At 39.9% G+C, this 21,740-nt stretch carries 19 protein-coding genes; 7 read left to right on the top strand and 12 right to left on the bottom strand.

Annotated features, from left to right (window positions below):
• Positions 1–188 precede the first annotated feature (188 nt).
• Positions 189–2,546, bottom strand: coding sequence for a TonB-dependent siderophore receptor (locus ACH30E_RS13155; protein WP_490825425.1), 2,358 nt, complete (start codon positions 2,544–2,546; stop codon positions 189–191).
• A gap of 146 nt (positions 2,547–2,692) precedes the next feature.
• On the opposite strand from ACH30E_RS13155, the gene ACH30E_RS13160 reads away from it, so the two are divergent.
• The 3 genes from ACH30E_RS13160 (at position 2,693) to ACH30E_RS13170 (ending at position 4,176) form a co-directional block, all read left to right on the top strand.
• A complete protein-coding gene (locus ACH30E_RS13160) occupies positions 2,693–3,184 on the top strand; it encodes an asparaginase domain-containing protein (RefSeq protein ID WP_294996807.1) in 492 nt (163 codons plus the stop codon).
• A 35-nt stretch (positions 3,185–3,219) separates the two neighbouring features.
• Positions 3,220–3,714 (top strand): hypothetical protein, encoded by a 495-nt coding sequence (locus tag ACH30E_RS13165; RefSeq protein WP_490825424.1) that lies wholly within the window; start codon positions 3,220–3,222, stop codon positions 3,712–3,714.
• A 66-nt stretch (positions 3,715–3,780) separates the two neighbouring features.
• Positions 3,781–4,176 (top strand): hypothetical protein, encoded by a 396-nt coding sequence (locus ACH30E_RS13170; protein ID WP_490825423.1) that lies wholly within the window; start codon positions 3,781–3,783, stop codon positions 4,174–4,176.
• A 1-nt stretch (position 4,177) separates the two neighbouring features.
• On the opposite strand, the gene ACH30E_RS13175 is transcribed toward ACH30E_RS13170, so the two are convergent.
• From ACH30E_RS13175 to secA, 11 genes are all read right to left on the bottom strand, one after another.
• Positions 4,178–4,585 carry a hypothetical protein gene (locus tag ACH30E_RS13175; protein ID WP_490825422.1) on the bottom strand — a complete coding sequence of 136 codons (408 nt, stop codon included), beginning with the start codon at positions 4,583–4,585 and terminating at the stop codon, positions 4,178–4,180.
• A gap of 210 nt (positions 4,586–4,795) precedes the next feature.
• A complete protein-coding gene (galK, locus tag ACH30E_RS13180) occupies positions 4,796–5,956 on the bottom strand; it encodes a galactokinase (RefSeq protein WP_490825421.1) in 1,161 nt (386 codons plus the stop codon).
• Positions 5,953–7,359 carry an MBL fold metallo-hydrolase RNA specificity domain-containing protein gene (locus tag ACH30E_RS13185; RefSeq protein WP_294996797.1) on the bottom strand — a complete coding sequence of 469 codons (1,407 nt, stop codon included), beginning with the start codon at positions 7,357–7,359 and terminating at the stop codon, positions 5,953–5,955. The genes galK and ACH30E_RS13185 overlap by 4 nt, the downstream gene beginning before the upstream one ends.
• Before the next feature lie 18 nt (positions 7,360–7,377).
• Positions 7,378–7,863, bottom strand: a complete 486-nt coding sequence (locus ACH30E_RS13190) for a DUF4442 domain-containing protein (protein WP_294996795.1) — start codon at positions 7,861–7,863, stop codon at positions 7,378–7,380.
• 73 nt (positions 7,864–7,936) lie between these two features.
• Positions 7,937–8,674 (bottom strand): MlaE family ABC transporter permease, encoded by a 738-nt coding sequence (locus ACH30E_RS13195; protein ID WP_294996793.1) that lies wholly within the window; start codon positions 8,672–8,674, stop codon positions 7,937–7,939.
• A 145-nt stretch (positions 8,675–8,819) separates the two neighbouring features.
• Complete coding sequence (locus ACH30E_RS13200; protein ID WP_294996790.1) at positions 8,820–11,162, bottom strand: NADP-dependent malic enzyme; 2,343 nt, start codon at positions 11,160–11,162, stop codon at positions 8,820–8,822.
• Positions 11,163–11,295: 133 nt separating this feature from the next.
• Positions 11,296–11,820 (bottom strand): ORF6N domain-containing protein, encoded by a 525-nt coding sequence (locus ACH30E_RS13205; RefSeq protein ID WP_490825420.1) that lies wholly within the window; start codon positions 11,818–11,820, stop codon positions 11,296–11,298.
• Positions 11,821–11,921: 101 nt separating this feature from the next.
• Complete coding sequence (locus ACH30E_RS13210; RefSeq protein WP_490825419.1) at positions 11,922–13,103, bottom strand: M20 metallopeptidase family protein; 1,182 nt, start codon at positions 13,101–13,103, stop codon at positions 11,922–11,924.
• A gap of 6 nt (positions 13,104–13,109) precedes the next feature.
• Positions 13,110–13,544, bottom strand: coding sequence for an SPOR domain-containing protein (locus tag ACH30E_RS13215; RefSeq protein ID WP_294996787.1), 435 nt, complete (start codon positions 13,542–13,544; stop codon positions 13,110–13,112).
• A gap of 93 nt (positions 13,545–13,637) precedes the next feature.
• Entirely contained in the window at positions 13,638–14,309 is a 672-nt protein-coding gene (gene deoC / locus ACH30E_RS13220) for a deoxyribose-phosphate aldolase (protein ID WP_490825418.1), read from the bottom strand.
• Between the two features lie 98 nt (positions 14,310–14,407).
• Positions 14,408–17,713 (bottom strand): preprotein translocase subunit SecA, encoded by a 3,306-nt coding sequence (gene secA, locus ACH30E_RS13225; RefSeq protein ID WP_490825417.1) that lies wholly within the window; start codon positions 17,711–17,713, stop codon positions 14,408–14,410.
• A gap of 174 nt (positions 17,714–17,887) precedes the next feature.
• On the opposite strand from secA, the gene ACH30E_RS13230 reads away from it, so the two are divergent.
• From ACH30E_RS13230 to lysA, 4 genes are all read left to right on the top strand, one after another.
• The gene (locus ACH30E_RS13230; RefSeq protein WP_490825416.1) at positions 17,888–18,484 is read left to right on the top strand and encodes a DUF6992 family protein; all 597 of its coding nucleotides are present in this window, start codon (positions 17,888–17,890) and stop codon (positions 18,482–18,484) included.
• 141 nt (positions 18,485–18,625) lie between these two features.
• Complete coding sequence (gene atpG / locus ACH30E_RS13235; protein ID WP_294996779.1) at positions 18,626–19,507, top strand: ATP synthase F1 subunit gamma; 882 nt, start codon at positions 18,626–18,628, stop codon at positions 19,505–19,507.
• A 130-nt stretch (positions 19,508–19,637) separates the two neighbouring features.
• A complete protein-coding gene (gene scpB / locus ACH30E_RS13240; RefSeq protein ID WP_294996777.1) occupies positions 19,638–20,453 on the top strand; it encodes an SMC-Scp complex subunit ScpB in 816 nt (271 codons plus the stop codon).
• Between the two features lie 49 nt (positions 20,454–20,502).
• Positions 20,503–21,720: a diaminopimelate decarboxylase gene (lysA, locus tag ACH30E_RS13245; protein WP_490825415.1), complete on the top strand. Its 1,218-nt coding sequence runs from the start codon at positions 20,503–20,505 to the stop codon at positions 21,718–21,720.
• The last annotated feature ends 20 nt before the right edge of the window (positions 21,721–21,740 follow it).

The raw sequence follows: 21,740 nt of genomic DNA on the forward strand, positions 1-21,740 counted from the left end.
TGATAATCAATTACATTTTTTATGGGAAAAGCAAAAAAACTCCCTCCGGCAGATTCGATTCCCGTACCGGGTACAAAAGGCACTCAGATTGAGTGCCTTTTTGTTTTCACTATCTCTTCCTTTTAAAACAAAAGCCACCCAACTAAGCTGGATGGCTTTAACTAAGTACTATTATTTGTACCAATGTATTACCACTTATACCTCACGGTTGCCATTAATTGCCTTGGCGCAATTGGATTGATACTGTAATTCTCGTGCGTGTAGTAGTTAAACGTATTGGTGAGGTTAGAAAGTTTGGCCAGCAAACTGATTTTCTTCCAACTATATCCTGCACTCAGATCAACTGTTACAAATCCGTCTACCTCAAACATACGGTTGTAATTTTGAGCCTGTTGTTTGGTATTATTAAAACCAGCATATCGTTTACCTGTATAAAAAATGCCTGCACCAAATTTCCACCCTTTTATACTATAGAAAGCCGAAGCATTAGCTGTACTTCCTACAGAATTTTGTAAACGTTCTCCTTCCACGAAGTTTCCTTTCACATCTGGTGTACGTGTGTATCGAATGAAATTATAGCTATAACCAGCAGTGATATCCAAGCCTTTTGCCGGATGACTGATCAGGTCTATCTCAAAACCATCACTGGCTGTTTGACCCGTTAATGCTTTTATTGCTGTATTCGAATTTGGCGTAACACCATCCGCTAAAAACTGTGCGGTTTGTGCCAGATTATGATTGATTATACGGTATACAGTAAGATTGGCAGTGAGACGATGTTTTACCAGATCATTCTTGATACCAATTTCATACTGATCAATCAATGATGGTTGCAAGGTATTTCCGTAAACATCCGTTCCACTATTCACAACAAATGAATTAGCATATGATGCAAACAAACTCGTACGCTCAGTTGGCTGGTACACAACACCTACTCTTGGAGAAAATGCCTTATCGGTTTTTACAGCACCCATTGTTGTCACATTATTTACCAAATTGGTGGTCGATGCAGGCCTTCCTTCCTGAATAGACCAACGAAGTCCAACCAGCACTTTCAAATGTTTGTTTACACTGATAAGGTCTTGCAGGTAAGCGCCAAAACGAATAGTTGGCGTTTTAACCATACGTATCGCATTTGCTACAGGAATATCTGTTCTGGCAACATATTTATTCGGATCAAGAATATTGATAGTATCGTAAACGGTTGGCTGGTTAAATGAGTAAGCTGTTGTATTGTAATAGTCCACATCCATACCTGCCAGCAAAACATGTTTCAAGGATGCAGTTTGGAATGTGCCAGTAAAATTTATCTGAGCGCTTAAATAATCTTCCTGGTTTTTGGTACGATTCAACGGACGGAAAAAGTCGCCATTAGCCTGTGCCTGTATCCTTTCAATAGAATAGTAATCGCGGCTATAATCCTGGTAAGAGATCGTACTATTCAGTTTCCATTTATCATTCAGGCTATGTCGTAGTGTAGCTGTTGCACTCGCCTGTTGTGTTTTTGCATATTGCCAGGGAGCTCCAAAAAAAGCACCCCGATCTACATCAGGAATTTGTGTATTAGCTATGGAGCCAATACCAAAATCTGGCGTGAATTTATGTTGCAGGTAATCGGTTTGTATAAGCAGGTCTGTTTTTTTGCCCAGTTTAAACAATATACTTGGGTTTACATAATACCTCGTCGAATGAACAAAGTTTCTATAACTGTCTGCTGTTTCATAACTGCCATTTACACGAAAAGCAATCTTTGATGAAACAGGACCATAAATGTCGAATGAGGGTTTGAATAATCCATAACTACCCGCCCGGACCATGATCTCACCTCCATTTTGAAACTTAGGCTGCTTGGTCACCATATTTACTATCCCACCTGCAGAAACATTACCAAATAAAATAGCTGCACTTCCTTTTAAAACTTCTACCCTTTCGAGTGAACCAGTTTCAGGCATTGCTCCGGAGTTAATCCGAACACCATCTTTAAATAAATTACCAGAGCCTAGCCCATACCCCCTTGCACTAAAGTTTTCCTGCGTAGATCCTCTCGTAGTTGCCAGATATACACCATTTGCATTTTTTAATACATCACTTAATCTTTGTGCCTGCTGGTCTTCAATAAGTCTACGTTCAATTACACTTACAGCCTGAGGCAAGTCTTGAGCTGAAATAGGTGCTTTCCCAATGGTAAGGGCTTTTTCATTAGCCCTTCTTCTTGCTTCTACTATTACTTCATCAAGCTCTCGGGCTGTTTCTAATATGGTGAAATTTAACTCCATTACCTGATTAGCTGATAAAGACACTTCTTTCTCTATCGTTTGCAGTCCTGTAAATGAAATTTTTAGCTGGTATTTTCCAGGCATTATATTCCTCAAAACATAAGAGCCATCCTGAGCTGCTGTAGTTGCTTTGTTTGATTGAAGGATGATATTCACATCGGCAGCAGGACTGCCATCTTTAGTCTGGATTTTACCTTTTATCGATGCCTGTTGCGCCATTGCGTAAAAGCTAAACAGTATCATAACTGCCATGCTTATTCCTTTCTTCATAATCTTAATAATTTTGAAGTGCAAAACAAGCGCTTAACCATCCCTCAGCCATGCCGTATTGGGAAAAACACTTTACGCAATCAGGAAAGATCCGCCAATCCATCTCCTATTTCATGTATTTTTGTGGCAATCAATCCACTTGAACGATGATTCGCATATTTGCCACAGGAGGTACTTTCGACAAAGAGTATAATATGTTAAATGGTGAACTCTTTTTTAAAGACACCCACCTCGATGAGCTTTTACAAAAGGGCAGATGTATGGCTCCGGCAAGCATCCAGACTTTAATGATGATTGACAGCCTGGAAATGAATGATGTTCACCGCACAACCATCGCAGGCTATTGCAACGACTGCAAGGAAGACAAGATCATCATTACCCACGGAACAGATACCATGACGCATACAGCAGAATTTCTTGCAGAGAAGGTGAAAAATAAAACAGTTGTACTTACCGGCGCTATGATTCCTATTAAATTCGGAAGTTCTGACGGATTATTCAATCTCGGCTGCGCAATTGCATTTGTTCAATCTCTTCCTCCCGGGGTTTACGTAGCTATGAACGGAAGGGTCTTTACTGCTGGTAATGTTCGAAAAAACAAGGAAACAGGTTCTTTTGAAGAAATAGCCCATTCCTAAAACAAGTATTTACACAGTAGCCGTAATTAAACACAATGCCTATTCTTGTTCACCTGGCAGACGAAAGAAATTCCGGGAAAATTATAAAAAACGGAATTAAAACCAACCGTTATAGCGCAGGCGTCTATTGTATGCCTGTTTTACCTAATTTTTTTGTTACCCATCAATGGCTGCGTGAACTAAAACAATCAGGAGCCAAAACTTTTGTGGGCATATATTTTCGTCTCAATAGTTCCGAAAAAGTATACGCCGGAAAATATGGTAGACCTCACAGATTTATTACCCTCGGCACCGCTATCAAGGAAATTATGTCGATGCCAGACCCACTTGGCTATGAATTAATTGTTCCCCGAAAAATAGAAAGCACCGAAATCACCAAAATTAAACACCTTCCTCAAACCCTGGGTTGGCGGTATATGCCCGATAGCCATAACAAAAAGCCCTGTAATTGTGAATATTGTTTGAGGGGAACCATCAAAGGCCGACGAACAAAAGATCGATTAGACGAAGCAGACAAGGCATCTGAGTGATCTTAAAAAAACAATCAAAAAAGCAACATATTTGCTTCCTTTTGGGTCAACAGACAAAAAGAAGGAATGAAAAGCATATTATTAGCCGCTATAACTACTTTGACACTTGTTTTTTCTGGCTGTGAAAAAAACGATGAGGCTTTACTCAAAAAGAAGTTTAAGATAAAAATTCTGGATGAAGTTTGTGGCACTGCAGTGGTACAAATCCTGGATGAAGACTATTATCGATTTGGTGTTGATGGGTATGAACTTGATGGAATTACCTATGATCATGTATTTTCCACGGAATTAAGCTGTGCCGATCTTTCAAAATTCAAAACATTTGCACACTCGCTGAGGGGATTAGTTGTAGACGTAAAAATCCTGAAGCAGATGGAATATGATCCTGCCTGCATCAGATGTGCCTCAATAGTACCCAATGCCCCTGCAAAATGGGTTCCTATAAAATATTCTAATGACTGATTTAGTCACTTTCTTCTAAATGCAATTTCTGGTGGTGAGCACCTGCAGCAATATGCAGTGCAAAACCTGCGATGGCCGTATCTTTTAAGAGATTTACTAAGGCCATTGCTTTCATTTCCTTATCGCCAGCATTAAGGTAATTGGGAAGATGTAGTGTAAGGATAAAAACAAAAAGCATAATTGCAAGCAGGTATGCAGATGTCTTTACCATTCGGTTGGTAATGAAAGAAATTGCTACCAGAATAAAAGCTCCGCCTACTAAGTAAACCCAAACAATGCCACCAGGCAAAGAGGAAGGAATATAAACAACCAGTTCTCTTGCATGCTGAAAGTGATAAAAGCCAAAACAAATCATTACAACAGCCAATAGATAGATCGCGATGCGCGACACGATATGGTAGTTTTTCATGTGTGAAAGTTTTTATTGATTTGAGCCATCACCAAAAACATTCAACAGTATTGTACTTATCAGTTGTTAATATATCCTTTTATAAACTTTGGCTTTGACTCATTTCTTTGTGAATAATTATGATAGAATAAATTACAACATGTTTTTCACCCTTGCAAGCTTTCGGCCAAGTTTCTACAAACCATTTGTCGATAAATATTCCTAAAGAGCTTATACAATCATACTTGTTCCATCAGCTGTACGAACCGGAAATATATCAGGCAGTACCTTAAAATGCTCTAAATAAGCCTCAGATACACTGTCGACAAAACCTGCCATTCCTGACTTTTTGATCAAGTTTATTGTGCATCCACCAAATCCTCCGCCCATCATTCTGGATCCAATTACATCTTTATAGCCAGCAGCAAATTGAACCAGAAAATCCAGTTCTGTACAACTCACTTTGTATAAAGTACTAAGCCCTTTATGTGTAGCAAACATTTTTTTACCAAAAGCCTCAATATCCTCCTGACGGAGGTCTTCACAAGCTTCCTGAACCCTTATAATTTCTTCCACCACATATAAACACTGTTTGTATACTTCATCTTCCATTGTATTTATTGCCTTTGACAACATTTCAGGTGTAACATCCCTTAGACTCCGAACTTCAGGAAAAAACTGTTGAACCATTGTCACACCAGTTTCACAATTTTGTCTTCGTGTATTATATTCATTCGATTCTGCCAATGAATGTTTTACCCTGGTATTCACCAGTAATAAATCGTATTCATCTGATTTAAGCGGATAGTAGGCAAATTCGTTTGATCGGCAATCTAATTCAATGGCATTACCTTTTTTTCCAAACATGCTTGCAAATTGATCCATCATGCCGCAGCGTACACCTACAAATTCATTCTCTGCTCTTTGCGCAAGCTTTACCATTGCCATACGTGGGAGTTTAAAACCGAATAACTCATTAAGCGCAAAAATGGTGGCACATTCAACAGCAGCTGAAGAAGACATCCCTGCTCCGATTGGAACATCCCCTATTAATACTGCATTAAACCCTTTGCATTTGTACCCAGATTTCTGAAGCACATCAACTATACCAAGAATATAATTAGGCCATTGCTGAGGGCTTTGCGTAATAGCTTCCGTACTACCCGTATAATATTCCTGATAATCCACAGAAAATAAATGAATCTGATTATCCGTACGTTCACCTATAGAAATAAAAGCAGCATTATCAACGGCTGCAGGCAACACGAATCCATCGTTATAATCAGTGTGTTCACCTATAAGGTTTATCCTTCCCGGAGACCTCACGATAAATGCCGGTTCACCAAAATGTTCATGATAATATCGCCCGGCATCTTTAATCAAAATATTCATCCTTCCAGTTTTGTTTGGTAATGCATTTCGGGGATTACTACTTCGTTGAATCCTTTGCGAATGAGTCTGCTCGCAAAATCCTGTTGCACATCATATTCTCCGTGGACCAGGAAAAGTGTTTTTACTAGTTTGGGATTCTGACAAGCAAGAAACTGACAAAGGTCATCATAATCTCCATGAGCACTCATGCTCCTCATCTGACCAACTTCTGCTTTAACCTCGTACATTTCCCCAAAGATTTTTACCTGTTCAGCTCCGCGCGAAAGCCTTCCCCCCAATGATCCTGGTTCGCAGTAACCTACCAGCAAAATGGTATTTTTCTTATCGCCGATATTGTTCATAATATGGTGTTTTACCCTGCCAGCATCTGCCATACCACTTGCAGAAATTATCACACAGGGTTGTGGCAGTTCATTCAGGTATTTGCTTTCATCAACGGTTTTAATAAACTTCAAACCGGGAAAATCAAATGGATCATCATCTTTCTCCATCACTTTACGAATGCGTTTATTAAAATATTGCGGGTATGCTTTCAGCATTTCTGTTGCCTCCCTACTTAAAGGACTATCTACATAAACAGGAACACGAGGCAACCTGTTTTCAAGGTCTAATTGATTAAGTGCATACAATAATTCCTGCGTACGGCCTACACTAAATGCCGGGATAATAAGTTTCCCTTTTTTCTCCATGCAAGTTCCTTCTATCCATTTTAAAAGTGTATCTGGTGTACCATGTACTTCATCGTGTAATTTATTTCCGTAGGTACTTTCGAGAATGATATAATCTGCCTGCGAAAATTCAGCAGGTGAACGAAGAATAGCGTCATTATAACGACCCACATCACCACTAAAACTCAATTGAATTGTTTTACCTTCCTCTGTAATCTTTAAATGCACTGCAGCACTGCCAATAATATGGCCTGCATCTGTAAACATCAATTGCACACCCTCGGTAATATTTGTCCATTCATTGTAATTCACATCAATAAACAAATCAAGGGCTTTTGCGGCATCATCAAGGTCATATAGTGGTTCATAAGGAGGCAAGCCCTGCTTGGCCCTTCTTTTATTGATGAATTTTGTATCGTCACGCTGAATCACCGCCGAATCTTCCAGTAAAATAGCCCCTAATTCCCTGGTTGCTGGAGTTGCGAAGATTTTTCCCTCAAAACCTTCTTTCACCAATTTTGGTATTAGTCCTGAATGATCGATATGCGCATGCGATAAAACGAGGATATCTACTGATCTGGCATCAAAACCAAATGAGCTATTCAAAACTTCTGTGTCTCTGCCCATGCCTTGAAAGAGACCACAGTCAAGTAAAATCTTTTTCCCATTCTGTAATGTCAGTAAGTGCTTTGAACCAGTAACGGTTCTTGCGGCACCATGAAATGCTATTTTCATAATCGTTGCTTTCGTCAGTTATTGCCTGGATTTAAAAGTCCAGGTTATATAAAAAGTGGCCACTAATTCATTTTGCTCGTTGGTGCCCTCTGATTTGCACCGAACAGTTTGAGGTTCGCCATTTGCAATGGTTTGTTCAATGGCCGCCAAAATACTGGGACCATCCGAACAATGGAATTTTATAAGTCCCGTTGCTTTCTTCAAAAAATCACCTTCTACTTTTAAAACCAGCATGCTTACTGGTGGCTTTCGTTGATAAATTTGTGCAAAACCTAAAATGCCGGTGCTCATTTCAGCAGCCATTGCCTGAACCGCAAAATACATGGAACGGAAAGGGTTTTGAGAAAACCAGCTATAACGAACGCTAATCACCGCAGCATCCTGGCTTAAATCAGTGATTTTTAGCCCGCAAAAAAATGCTGCTGGTAGTCGCTGTAATAAAAACAGCCTGAACTTTAAAGGATTCGAAATTTGTTTTCGAAAAGATTCAAAATTAGGATTCATGGCTTTGCACTTACACCATAAATGTAAGATTCACAAAGCGAATCATTATAAAAAACAATTGATTTTAACTGAATTACAATAGCAAAGCTGCCAGCAGGTAATCTGCACAAAGGATAAGGATACAACTTACTACCACTGCACTTGTACTTGCCCTTCCTATCTCCAATGCCCCACCTTTCACATTATAACCATAGTAAGCAGATATACTACTTACAATAAAGGCAAATGTATATGACTTATACAGCGCGAAATTGATATTGTACAGGTTCAGGTTTTGTCTTAATCCAATATCGAAAATATCAGGAGCAAGAATACCCGCCATATTACCAGCAGTTCTTCCACCCCAGATACCTAATACGGCTGAAATAGTGATCAGACATGGTATCACCAACAATGATCCGAGAATTTTCGGCAATACCAGGTAACTCTTTGTATTGATACCCATGATTTCCAGTGCATCAATTTGTTCACTGATCCGCATATTACCCAGTTCGCTGGCAATCTTACTGCCTACCACACCAGCCAGCACAATACTTACAACCGTAGGAGAAAGTTCAAGAATCATACTATCTCTTACAATTTGTGCAATAGTAGCCTGAGGCACCAGTGGACTCACTAACTGATAAGCGGTTTGAACAGTAGTAACCGCTCCCAAAAACAAGGAGATAATGACTACGATGGGCAATGCACCCAACCCGATTTCTACGCACTGGTGCATAAACTCTTTCCAGTACATACGCCAGTTTTCAGGTTTGGTAAACATCCCCTTCAACATGAGCAGATATGATCCTAAATGGGTAAAAAATGACATTGCTTTATTTTTTCAAATTACCGTTATAACGACATTACACCTTATTACATATGGCTAATTGTTCATAGCATATAGCAATTGTGTTATTACTCTTTTCAAAATCGCCTTAATTACCAATAGTTGAATGACTTTTTTGTACAAAGTCCTATTTCTTCCGCTTTTTTAATCGCTTCCACCAACTGCTTCGCTGTACAACATCATTGGTATCCATTCGGCATTTTAACTGTGCATCTACTACTGCTACCAATGCCATATTCACAATACTTCTAACCGTGCTTCCCAATTGCAATACGTGAACAGGTTTTTTTAGTCCAAGTAGTATGGGACCAATAGCATCAGCGCCACCTACTTCTTTTAGTAAGTTATATGCCACGTTTCCTGCTGTCAGATTAGGGAAGATTAATACATTTACATCTTCATCTACTAACTCACTAAAAGGATAGTTATCACGCAGGATTTCCTTATTAAATGCCATACTACCCTGCATTTCACCATCAACAATCAACGATGGGTTTCTTTGCTTGAGAATACGTGTGGCTTCTGAAACCAATTTAGCTTCTGGTGAATCACTACTGCCAAAATTGCTATAGCTCAGCATTGCCATTCGAGGTGTTAGATTGAAATTCCGCACTTCTTTGGCTACCATCATGGCAATATCTGCCAGTTGTTCTGCCGTAGGATTAAAATTCACCGTTGTATCTGCTAAAAACAGTGGCCCCTTTTTGGTGAGTAATAAATACATCCCAGCTATTTTCTTCACTCCTTCTTCCGTACCAATAATCTGCAATGCTGGCCGGATTGCTTCTGCATAGTTTTTGGTAAGTCCTGATAACATTGCATCAGCATCACCTGTTTCAACCATCATACAACCAAAATGGTTTCTGTCTTTCATGATCTTCAGACTCTCATAATGGTTGAATCCTCTTCTTTGTCTTTTCTTAAAGAAAAGTTCTCCATAAAATTCGCGCTTCGATTCCATTTCATCACTACGCGGATCTATGATTGGCAGATCAGTTATATCAATATTATACTCTTCGGCAATTCTGTTAATTTTAATCGGATCTCCCAGTAGTATTGGATAAGCAACACCTTCATCGTATATAATACTGGCAGCTTTGAGAATTTTCTGGTTATCGGCTTCAGCAAATACCAATCGCTTTGGATCCCTGCGTGCTTTGTTACCAATTACACGTAGTAATTGATTATCGAGGCCAAGTCTTCTGTTTAATTCAAGAACATAAGCGTCCCAGTTGGCTATTTTTTTCTGAGCAACACCTGTTTCAACAGCTGCTTTAGCAACAGCAGGGGCCACGGTTGATAACAGTCTTGGGTCTAAAGGTTTAGGAATAATGTATTCCGGACCGAACGACATATTGGTCTGGTTATAGGCCATATTCACAATATCAGGCACAGCTGATTTTGCAAGTTCTGCCAAGGCTTTTACTGCTGCCAGTTTCATGGCTTCATTGATCTGTGTGGCACGAACATCTAATGCTCCTCTGAATATATAAGGAAAGCCTAGTACATTATTAACCTGATTAGGGTAATCAGTTCTGCCTGTTGCCATAATGATATCTTTTCTTACAGCAATAGCATCTTCATAACTAATTTCAGGATCAGGATTGGCCATCGCAAATACGATCGGATTTTTAGCCATGGATTTAACCATATCCTGCGTTACTACATTACCTACACTTAGTCCCAGAAAAACATCCGCATCTTTCATGGACTTCTCCAGAGTGAGATCAGCTTTTTTTACCGCAAATTTTCTGCGTATTTCATCAAGGTCTGTTCTGCCTTCATGCAATACTCCGTCTTTATCAAAAAGAGTGAAATTTTCATACCGGGCGCCTAAAGCAACATAGAGTTGTGTACAAGCCATTGCTGCAGCGCCTGCACCATTTACTACAAAACGAACTTTCTCTATTTTCTTTTTTTGTAACTCAAGTGCATTTAATAAAGCAGCCCCACTAATAATCGCTGTTCCGTGTTGATCATCGTGCATCACCGGAATATTCATCTGCTTTTTCAGTTGCTGCTCAATGTAAAAACATTCAGGAGCCTTAATATCTTCCAGGTTTATTCCTCCGAAAGTTGGTTCCAGTGCTTTTACAATCTGAACAAATTTCTCGGGATCTTTTTCGTTGATTTCAATATCGAACACATCAATATCAGCGAATATTTTAAACAATACACCCTTTCCTTCCATTACCGGCTTACTGGCTTCTGGACCAATATCACCCAAACCTAATACGGCCGTTCCATTGCTGATTACGGCAACCAGGTTTCCTTTTGCAGTGTATTTATAAACGTCTTCGGGATTATTATGTATTTCTTTACATGGTTCCGCCACACCCGGGCTATAAGCCAATGATAGATCACGTTGTGTTTTGGCTTCTTTGGTTGGAACTACTTCTATCTTTCCTGGTCTGCCACTTGAGTGGTATTCGAGGGCTTGCTCCTTCCTCAGATCTGTAATTTTAGCCATAGCTTTTATTTTCGTTAACCGGCAACACAATATAACTCAACTTAGGTTGTGTCACTCACTTCGGGGTTCGGTCCGCTGACCCGGCAACCCAGATTTAGGGCTGCAAAATACAATATAAATAAAATAGGTGCTTTTATTTCATAAAACCAATCCGATTGCGGTTTTGAAGGGCTTTATATTCAGCCTGCTCATCCAGTATGTTTTCAATGGCTTCATAAATAAGGTTTAGTTGCTCGTCATGATTAGCAACCGATCTTTTGATCATTTCAACTTCATTTGTCAGCTCACTGTATTGCAGCATTAGTTTCCTGACAGCGATAAATGCCCGCATAATAGCAATATTCATTTCAATAGCCCTTGGTGAGGTTAGTAACCCGCTCAGCATCGCTATACCTTGTTCTGTAAAAGCAAAAGGACTGTATTTACTATGTTTCCCCTTACCTTTTTTCTCTAAGGTCGCAAATTGCGACCTTAGAGAAGCATACTCTTCAGGGTTGATTTCAAACATAAAATCAGGTGGAAACCGACTCAGGTTGCGTCTTACTGCTTCTTTTAGTCTTTTTGTTTCAACATTGTACAATAAAGCAATGTCAAAATCAAGCATTACTTTCTGTTCACGAAGGGTATAAATTTTATGTTGAATATGTATTGGTTCCAATTGTTGGTATTTGGCACTAAACTATTGATCCATGATGTTGAAAGGACAGATGACTGAAAATTGCGTAATAATTCACTGAGACAACCCGTACTACTTGCAAATTAAACCAATACGGTTGCTCCCAGCCAGGCCATATTACCCATTCCAATTTCGATGGCATTTTCGTCGATATTGAATAGTGGGGTATGCACATTATGTACAATTCCTTTTGCTTCATTTCTTACGCCAAGTCTAAAAAAACACCCGGGTATTACCTGTGTATAATATCCGAAATCTTCAGCACCCATTCGCATTTCTGTTTCGAGTACATTTTCCTTTCCCATGTAGAGATCGGCCTGCTTCCAGGCATTTCCGGTAAAATGAGGGTCATTATCAACCGTAGGGTATCCTATATCAATATGTAAGTCTATTTCACCTCCCATAGATTCTACAAGTCCTACAGCATTTTTTCTAATTAGTTCATGTGCTTTAAAGCGCCATGCTTCATCCATCGCCCTGAATGTGCCCATCAGCTTCACCTCGCTGGGTATTACGTTGGTTGTATGTCCACCTTGAATTGAACATATCGACAATACTGATGGCGACAATGGATTTTTATTTCTTGAGATAACCTGTTGTAAGCTAACTACCAGATGCGATGCAATTAAAACGGTATCCGCTGTAAGATTGGGTGATGCTGCATGCCCGCCCTTTCCTTTGATGGTGATATAAATTTCATCCGCACTGGCCATTACCCGCCCTTTTCTGAAACTAAGTTTACCTGTTTCTAATCCGGGATGAACATGTAATCCAATGATACCTTGTGGAGCTGGATTCTTTAAAGCACCATCCCTGATCATATAACTTGCTCCTCCGGGATTTTTTTCTTCCCCTGGTTGAAACAATAATTTTACCGTTCCTTCCCATTCGTCTTTTAATTCCTGCAAAATCCTGGATGCGCCCAATAATATTGAAGTGTGTACATCATGTCCACAAGCATGCATTACTCCTGGGTTCTGTGATTTATACGCCACATCATTTTCTTCCATAATAGGCAATGCATCCATATCTGCGCGTAAGGCAATAACGCGACTGTCGGGGTTCTTTCCCTTAATAATACCTACAACTCCTGTATTCGCCATTGTTTCAAAAGGAATACCCATCTCCTGCAATTTTGATTGTACAAAACGACAGGTTTCGAATTCCTGGTAACTTAGTTCAGGATGCGCATGCAGGTGTGAGCGAATGGCTATACTATCTGCTGCATATTTTGATGCTAAATCTTTTATCTTTTGTAATAACATGTTACTTTATTGTGCGAGTTCATCCTCGGCGAGGTTATATTCAATCACATCTTCTACTACATACACACCTTTAGGATAAAAGCGATTCAATAATTTCCTGAATTGCTCGGCATCTTCTCTTCTCACAAAATTACCGATCCGAACTTTGAAGAGTGGTGACTGATAAGATGTATAGGTTTTATGATCGGGGAAACGACTTAGTAATTCTGTTTTAATACGGAATGCCTGGTCGCGGCTATTTGTGCTGATTACCTGCAGGCGATATCCTTTGTATTGACCATCGCTCGTGAGCATTGCTGTGCGTTTATTAAGTTGAGCCTGTTTTGCAGTAAGTAAATCAAGTCTGCTATCTTTTTTTACCACAATTGTATCAGCGGCCCACAATTCCATAGCGGAGAATAACAATAAGCAAATGGAAATACAACGAATCAGCACAGACATAATGCTTGTTTTCAGTAAGATAAACAATATTATACAAAGATACGGCTCCGAATCAGATGACTGGTATTTGTTGAATTGCTTTAACAGGTTATTCTAATAGCCACTTTTTCCTTCAGACCCCTGTACTATGGCAACACTGGCACTGCATCCGAGCCTGGTTGCCCCGGCATCCACGAGTTGTTGGGCAAATACATGGTCGCGAATGCCCCCTGAAGCTTTAATCTGTACCTGTTCAGGCAAATGAAGTCTGAACAATTTCACTGCTTCGATGGTTGCTCCTTTTTCCGCATAACCTGTAGAGGTTTTCAGGTAATCAATTCCTGCCACGCCATACAACTCGCAACATTTAATAATTTCATCGTCTGTTAGCAAGCCAGACTCGATGATAACCTTAATAACTTTACCTTTTGATTTCACAACCGGCATGATATGATTAATTTCATTTGCCAGATAAACCCAATCGGCATTTTTTATAGCAGATATATTAATTACTACATCTAATTCATCTGCACCATCTACTATAGCAAGTACTATCTCGGCTATTTTAGACTCTACAGCCGAATAACCAAAAGGAAAACCAATAACTGTTGCCACTTTCACTTTACTCCCCTCTAAGGCAAGTTTTGCTTTCTTCACAAAATTGGGTGGTACACAAACGGCTGCAAAACCAAACTGTTTTGCTTCATTGCAAAGCTTTTCGATATCTGAAACCAGTGTTGTAGGTTTCAATATGGTATGATCGATATATTGGTTAAGTGTAGACATATCTTCAAATTATCAGTGATGCACAAAAATATAAAACAAAAGCCTCCCAACTCGGAAGGCTTTTGTTTTAACCATGGTCTATGGGCCACAAACTCATCCTACAAATCCTTACCATGACAGGCTTTATATTTTTTCCCGCTTCCGCATGGGCAAGGATCGTTCCTGCCGATTTTGGGGCCAACGCTTATTGGTTGTTGTTTAACTGGTGTAGGATCATAATAATCATTCTCTGTTGGAGGAGCATCTATATCTTCCTTGCTAGTGCTAAGCTTGCTCAAATCTGTTTTCTGCTGGCGCCCTTCACGAACTTCATCACCATCGTTTAAGGGGATACCTGCATGACAAAGGAATTGAACAATATTCGTGTTCACTTCTCCATCCATTTTTTTGAATATATTGTATGCCTCCATTTTATAGATCACCAAAGGATCTTTTTGTTCGTACGTTGCAGTTTGTACACTTTGCTTCAGGTCGTCCATCGCGCGCAAATGTTCTTTCCATGCATCATCAATCAAAGCAAGGGTAACTGTTTTTTCAAGTGCATTCACCAATTCAGTTCCGTTGCTTTGCAAGGTTTTTTCCATATTTGCCAGCACCTGCATCCCTTTTCTTCCATCGGAAAAAGGAACAATTACATTTTCAATATGGTTTCCCTGCTGGAGACGAATATTTTTAAATACCGGAATTGCCTGAAGCGCCATCTCTTGCTTTTTTCTATCGTAATTAGTAACAGCCTGCAAGTAAAGTTTTTCGGCTATTTGCTGATCACTGCCTTTCGCAAATTCATCGGCTGTAATATCTGTATCAATACCAAAATTTACAATTGCGGCTAGTTTGAAGCCATCATGATCATTTTGTTCTTTAAAGGAATTCACCAGATCTTCTGCAACTCCGTAGAAAGCGTTATCAAGATCAAGCGCGAGACGTTCGCCGAATAATGCGTGGTTACGTTTTGTATAGACTACCGTACGCTGTTTATTCATCACATCATCATACTCCAACAGTCGCTTACGAATGCCAAAGTTATTTTCTTCCACTTTTTTCTGTGCCCTTTCGATAGACTTGGTGATCATACTATGTTGAATCACTTCTCCTTCTTTGTACCCGGCAAAGTCCATGATTTTGGCTATACGTTCGCTGCCAAACATGCGCATCAGATCATCTTCCAGAGAAACAAAGAACTGTGAAGATCCGGGGTCACCCTGACGTCCGGCACGACCTCTCAACTGTCTGTCAACCCTTCTCGATTCATGTCGCTCTGTACCAAGTATTGCTAAACCACCAGCTTCTTTCACACCTGGTCCGAGTTTAATATCCGTACCACGACCCGCCATATTGGTTGCAATCGTAACAGCGCCGGGCAAGCCAGCTTCTGCAACAATCTGCGCCTCTCTGGCGTGTTGTTTGGCGTTAAGTACATTATGCGGAATTTGTTTCTGGCGAAGCATTCTGCTCAACAATTCACTTACTTCTACCGATGTGGTACCAACCAGTACTGGTCTGCCTGCTTCACGTAACTTAGCAACTTCTTCAATAACGGCGCCAAATTTTTCACGTTTGGTTTTATATACCAGATCCTGTTCATCTTTCCTGATAGCAACTACGTTAGTAGGTATTGCAACTACATCCAGTTTATAAATATCCCAGAACTCAGCCGCTTCTGTTTCAGCAGTACCTGTCATACCAGCAAGCTTATGGTACATCCTGAAATAGTTCTGGAGTGTAACCGTTGCATAGGTTTGTGTAGCCGCTTCGATTTTTACATTTTCTTTTGCTTCAATCGCCTGGTGTAAGCCATCGGAATAACGACGACCATCGAGAATACGACCGGTTTGTTCATCAACAATTTTAACCGCGCCATCCATTACCACATATTCTACATCTTTATCAAATAAAGTGTAGGCTTTTAGCAATTGTTGTACCGTATGAATACGGTCAGCTTTTACAGCATAATCATTAATCAGGTGTTCCTTGCTGTGTAATTTTTCTTCTGCAGAAATAGCCTCGTTTTTATCGATTGAAGCTAAAGAAATACTGATATCTGGCAGGATAAAGAAGTTAGCATCTTCACCTGATTTGGTAATCAGTTGAATACCTTTATCGGTAAGTTCAACCGAATTATTTTTTTCATCAATATAGAAATACAATTCTTCGTCTGCTTTAGGCATTTCGCGCTGTTGGTCTGCGAGATAATGATTTTCTGCCTTTTGCAATTTCACCCTCATACCAGGCTCACTCAGGAATTTTATCAGTGCACTATTCTTAGGCAACCCACGATGAGCGCGAAACAATGCAAGACCTCCATCTTTTGGATCGTCGTTGCCTTCGGCTATTTTCTTCTTGGCTTCGTTGAGGAATTGGTTTACTGCTTTTTTCTGAGCTTCCACTAATTTTTCGATACGTGGCTTCAGTTCAAAAAACTGCTGCTCTCCGGTGTTATGTCCGATAGGACCTGATATAATCAATGGTGTACGTGCATCATCAATTAATACGGAATCCACCTCATCCACCATGGCAAAATGATGTTTGCGTTGCACCATTTCTGCGGGTGAATGCACCATGTTATCTCTCAGATAATCGAAACCAAATTCATTATTGGTACCATAGGTAATATCAGCGAGGTATGCATTGCGGCGTGCTTCTGTACTTGGCTCATGTTTATCGATACAGTCTACACGAAGTCCCAACCACTCAAACAAAGTACCATTCCATTCACTATCCCTTCTTGCGAGGTAATCGTTCACGGTAACAATGTGCACCCCTTCTCCAGCAAGTGCATTAAGGTAAGCAGGTAAGGTAGATACAAGTGTTTTACCTTCACCGGTAGCCATTTCAGCAATTTTACCCTGATGTAATACACTACCTCCGATTAACTGAACATCATAATGTACCATGTTCCAGGTAACAGGCGCACCTGCTGCTGTCCAGGTATTTTTGAAAATACATTTATCACCTTCAATACGGATATAATCTTTCTTAACGCTCAGGTCGCGATCTAATGCTGTTGCAGTACTAACCAACTCTTCATTTTCTTTGAATCGTCTGGATGCTTCCTTCACAACCGCAAAAGCTTCTGGTTGAATTTCAGCCAGTATTTCTTCAATTTTTTTATCTCTTTCTTTTTTCAGCTTATCAACTTCCTGATAAATGATATCACGATTATGTATTTCATTTTCAGGAAGATTTTCAGCAGCCTGTTTCTTGGCTTCTATTTCAGCATCTATATTAACAAGATGGGCTTTAATGCGTTGTCTGAATTCCTGTGTTTTGTTTCGGAGCTCATCGTGGGTCAGTTGCTGATACTGGTCGTAGAACTGGCCAATTTTTTGGATGATGGGCATAATTTGTTGCACATCTTTTTCACTTTTACTGCTACCGAATAATTTTGAGATAAATTTCAACATATATATCTTAATCTGGTGTATTAGAAAATTTTAACAGTCAAAAACGGTGCGCAAAAAAAAATTGAGCCAATTTGGCACTTTTTCAACTGAGGCCGCCAAAGGTAAAGAATTTGGGTAGAGTGCGTGCGTTGACAAAAAACTAGGGTTTATTTATCAATTAGTTAACGGAATAGCATGAATATTACAAAAAGCGGTTTGCTGATTATGGCCATATTTTGCGCCTTTCTGGCACAGGCCCAGGTAAACCAGCCAGATTCAATAGCAAGGGAAAGGATTAAACTGGTACAAAATAATATGTATGTATTAGGTGCCTGGGCTGGCGCCAATATTATTCAAGGCACCATTTCGGCCAGTAATACTCATGGAAGTGAGCATTTTTTGCATCAAATGAACGCTTATTGGAATACGGTAAACCTGGCCATAGCAGGCGTTGGATTGCTTGGAATAAGAAAACAGCTTAAACAACAGTACAATCGGGAATCCAACCTAAAAGCACAGTATAGATTAGAAAAAATTCTACTATTAAATACCGGACTGGACCTAGCATATATTTCTACAGGATTATATCTAAAGGAACGGGGCACCCGCCTGAATAACGACAGGAATGTTGGTTATGGGAATAGCTTATTATTACAGGGTGGGTTTTTATTGATTTTCGACCTTATCCAATATGGGCAACACCATAAAAACACCAAATGGCTCGAAAAGCAAGGTGGCAACCTGGAACTTGGGCTAGGATCGAATGGACTTGCACTTAACTACCGGTTCTAAGGCGGGTAAGTATATGTGATTAAAAAAGCAAAGTTTTGATGGAATTTCAGGGTGTTTCTGCTACTTTTGCAGCCAAATTGAAAAGGGCATACCGGAATGTTCCAGTACCCTGTTTCTTGAAAAATTGAAACTTTTTACCCCATGGCAGGTCAGTTAAAAGAAGTACGTAACCGGATTAAGAGTGTTCAGAGTACCCAGCAGATTACCAAAGCAATGAAAATGGTAAGTGCGGCTAAATTACGTCGCGCTCAGGATGCGATCACGCAAATGAGACCATATGCACAAAAACTGCAGGAAATGCTGAGTAATATTGTCAGCAATGCGGAAGGCGACATGACCATTAAACTGGCTGAAGAGAGAGCTGTTGAGAAAGTACTATTGATAGTAATTACCAGTGACCGTGGATTATGCGGTGGATATAATGCAAACCTTATTAAACTGGCCAAGCAGACGATCGCTGAAAAATATGCTGCCCAGCAGAAAAAAGGCAATGTTACCATTTGGAACATTGGTAAAAAAGGGTACGAAAGCTTATTAAAAGCTGGCTATAAAGCAGAAGCAACTTTTAAAGATATTTTTCTGAACCTGAATTTCGAAAACGTTCAAACAGCTGCACAAGCTGCGATGAAGGCTTTTGAAAACAAAGAATTTGATGCAGTAGAAATAGTTTACAGTGAATTTAAAAATGCTGCAACACAGCGATTTACAGTAGAGCAATTCCTGCCTATCCCTAAAGTTGCCAATACGGGTTCGGTTAAAAAATCAGACTTTATTTTCGAACCAGCTAAGGAAGACCTGATTGCGGAACTAATGCCTAAAATCCTCAATACACAATTATATAAAGCAGTTTTAGATTGTAATGCCAGTGAACATGGCGCACGTATGACTGCCATGGATAAAGCCAGTGAAAATGCAAACGAACTGCTGAAAACACTTAAAATCAGCTACAACCGTGCACGTCAGGCAGCCATTACAACCGAACTTACTGAGATCGTAAGTGGTGCTGCAGCTTTACAGGGATAGTAAATGATAATTTGTCCGCCTCAGGCGGATGAAAATGTGCTGATTTGAAAATGAGGGCAACAGATTTTCCATTCTTTTTGAAGCATTTCGTTATTTTCAAATTTTCAAATTCACTAATTTTCAAATTATAATGGAAATAAGCCAAATCATACCACACATTGAAGTGTTGATTTTCGCGAGCGAAAAACCACTTACTTCATTAGATATCGTTGAACTCATCAACAATACATTTGGCTTTCTTGAAGAAAGGGTAACCCTAGACCAGGTAGAAGCATCGATCCAGGGTATCTGTGAGAAATATGATTCTGAATTTTACCCATTTGAGGTTCGTGAGAGTGGCGGGGGATGGCAATTCCTTACCAAAAAAGATTTCCACAAAACCATTGCTCAGTTAAACGGAGACAAATTCCTGAAGCGATTGAGTAATGCTGCACTTGAAACCCTGGCAATTATTGCTTACAAACAACCTATTACCAAAGGAGAGATTGAATCGATCCGTGGTGTAAACAGCGATTACAGTATCCAGAAATTACTGGAAAAAGAACTCATATTAATCAGTGGCCGTAACGAACAAATGCCCGGAAAGCCACTGGTGTACGCTACTTCCAAAAACTTTATGGATTATTTCGGTATTAATTCTCCGGAAGACCTTCCAAAAATCAAAGAAGTATTGGCAGAACAGATTGTGGAAGGAACCGTTATCCGCCCGGAAGATTTTACCGACCAACCGGTAGCAGAAGAAACGCAGGAAACTGAACAGCCTATCGACGGAGATACTTCCCTGCTTACCGTAAATGAAGATGGCGAACTCATTATTCAAGGTGATGAAAATGCCGCAGACACAGAAATGTTGTCGGATGAGGCAGATGCATCAACAGAAACTGACTCTTCTACCGACGAGGAGCAACATGGTGAGGAACCAGATTCCGACGAAAATCTCGCATAAGCTTTCTTACAGTTTTTAGGATTAACGCGAAGACAAGTATCTTCGTGGCATGTCATTAAAACCATCGAACGAGCAATTAAGAAACATCGCGGCGGAATTTGGTACACCTTTATATGTATATCATGCTGACCGTATCTCACATCAGTACTTACAGCTACAGAATGCCTTCAAAGGAACTGATAAGGTCCGTTTTTTTTACGCCTGTAAGGCACTTACCAATATCAATATCCTCAAACATATCCGGCAAATTGGCTGCAATGTTGATTGCAGTTCAATCAATGAAGCAAAACTTGCAGTATATGCTGGATTCAGTCCACAGAATATATTATACACCAGTAATGGAATTGCTTTCGAAGAAATAGAAGAAGCTGTTGCGCTGGGTATTAATATCAATATTGATAGTCTCTCTAACCTGGAGAAATTTGGAAAAAAATACGGGGCGAGTTATCCGGTAGGTATACGTTTACGTCCAAATATTATGGCAGGCGGAAATCTTAAAATTTCAACCGGGCACGAAAACAGTAAGTTTGGAATACCTATCGAGCAATTAGATGAAATCATTGCCCTGATGCAGGAACACCAGATTTGCATTGCCGGCTTACACGTACATACAGGAAGTGAGATTAAAGATGTGGACGTTTTCATGAAGGTAACAGATGTGTTTTTTGACCTTGTTCCACATTTTCCCGCTTTACAGTTCTTAGATCTCGGTGGTGGATTTAAAGTGCCTTACCGCGATGGAGAAGAAGGTACAGATATTCAATTGCTGGCAAATGCCATCCTTTCATTTGAGCAAAAGATCGAATCAATTTACCATCGCAGTTTTCAGGTATGGTTTGAGCCGGGTAAATTTCTTGTGAGTGAGGCAGGTTTTCTGTTGGCCAAAGTGAATGTAATCAAACATACGCCTTCAACCAGTTTCATTGGTATCGATACCGGTTTCAACCACCTGATCAGACCCATGTTTTACGAAGCATATCACCGTATTCGGAATATCAGCAATGAACAAGGAGAAATTAAAAACTATGCAGTTGTTGGTAATATCTGCGAAACAGACACATTTGCCTGGGATAGGGCATTAAACGAAACCCGAGAAGGTGATATCCTGGTTTTTGATAATGCAGGTGCTTATGGTTTTGAAATGGCCAGCAATTTTAACTCCCGTTATCGTCCGGCTGAAGTACTTATTAAAGATGATAAAGCCCTCCTGATCAGAAAAAGGGATGTTTTTGAGGATTTATTAAGAAACCAGGTGGAAGCATTCTAAAACAAAAGAGTAGTTTGCAG

The organism is Sediminibacterium sp. FW305-C-61 (genome assembly GCF_058231065.1).

Bases quoted from the DNA above. Each gene is read 5' to 3' on its own strand.
- ACH30E_RS13210 (WP_490825419.1), bottom strand. From the start codon at position 13,103: ATGTTATTACAAAAGATAAAAGATTTAGCATCAAAATATGCAGCAGAT.
- ACH30E_RS13190 (WP_294996795.1), bottom strand. From the start codon at position 7,863: ATGAATCCTAATTTTGAATCTTTTCGAAAACAAATTTCGAATCCTTTA.
- ACH30E_RS13160 (WP_294996807.1), top strand. From the start codon at position 2,693: ATGATTCGCATATTTGCCACAGGAGGTACTTTCGACAAAGAGTATAAT.
- galK (WP_490825421.1), bottom strand. From the start codon at position 5,956: ATGAATATTTTGATTAAAGATGCCGGGCGATATTATCATGAACATTTT.
- ACH30E_RS13165 (WP_490825424.1), top strand. From the start codon at position 3,220: ATGCCTATTCTTGTTCACCTGGCAGACGAAAGAAATTCCGGGAAAATT.
- atpG (WP_294996779.1), top strand. From the start codon at position 18,626: ATGGCAGGTCAGTTAAAAGAAGTACGTAACCGGATTAAGAGTGTTCAG.
- ACH30E_RS13175 (WP_490825422.1), bottom strand. From the start codon at position 4,585: ATGAAAAACTACCATATCGTGTCGCGCATCGCGATCTATCTATTGGCT.
- ACH30E_RS13200 (WP_294996790.1), bottom strand. From the start codon at position 11,162: ATGGCTAAAATTACAGATCTGAGGAAGGAGCAAGCCCTCGAATACCAC.
- ACH30E_RS13195 (WP_294996793.1), bottom strand. From the start codon at position 8,674: ATGTCATTTTTTACCCATTTAGGATCATATCTGCTCATGTTGAAGGGG.
- ACH30E_RS13185 (WP_294996797.1), bottom strand. From the start codon at position 7,359: ATGAAAATAGCATTTCATGGTGCCGCAAGAACCGTTACTGGTTCAAAG.
- deoC (WP_490825418.1), bottom strand. From the start codon at position 14,309: ATGTCTACACTTAACCAATATATCGATCATACCATATTGAAACCTACA.
- scpB (WP_294996777.1), top strand. From the start codon at position 19,638: ATGGAAATAAGCCAAATCATACCACACATTGAAGTGTTGATTTTCGCG.
- ACH30E_RS13215 (WP_294996787.1), bottom strand. From the start codon at position 13,544: ATGTCTGTGCTGATTCGTTGTATTTCCATTTGCTTATTGTTATTCTCC.
- ACH30E_RS13170 (WP_490825423.1), top strand. From the start codon at position 3,781: ATGAAAAGCATATTATTAGCCGCTATAACTACTTTGACACTTGTTTTT.
- ACH30E_RS13155 (WP_490825425.1), bottom strand. From the start codon at position 2,546: ATGAAGAAAGGAATAAGCATGGCAGTTATGATACTGTTTAGCTTTTAC.
- ACH30E_RS13230 (WP_490825416.1), top strand. From the start codon at position 17,888: ATGAATATTACAAAAAGCGGTTTGCTGATTATGGCCATATTTTGCGCC.
- lysA (WP_490825415.1), top strand. From the start codon at position 20,503: ATGTCATTAAAACCATCGAACGAGCAATTAAGAAACATCGCGGCGGAA.
- secA (WP_490825417.1), bottom strand. From the start codon at position 17,713: ATGTTGAAATTTATCTCAAAATTATTCGGTAGCAGTAAAAGTGAAAAA.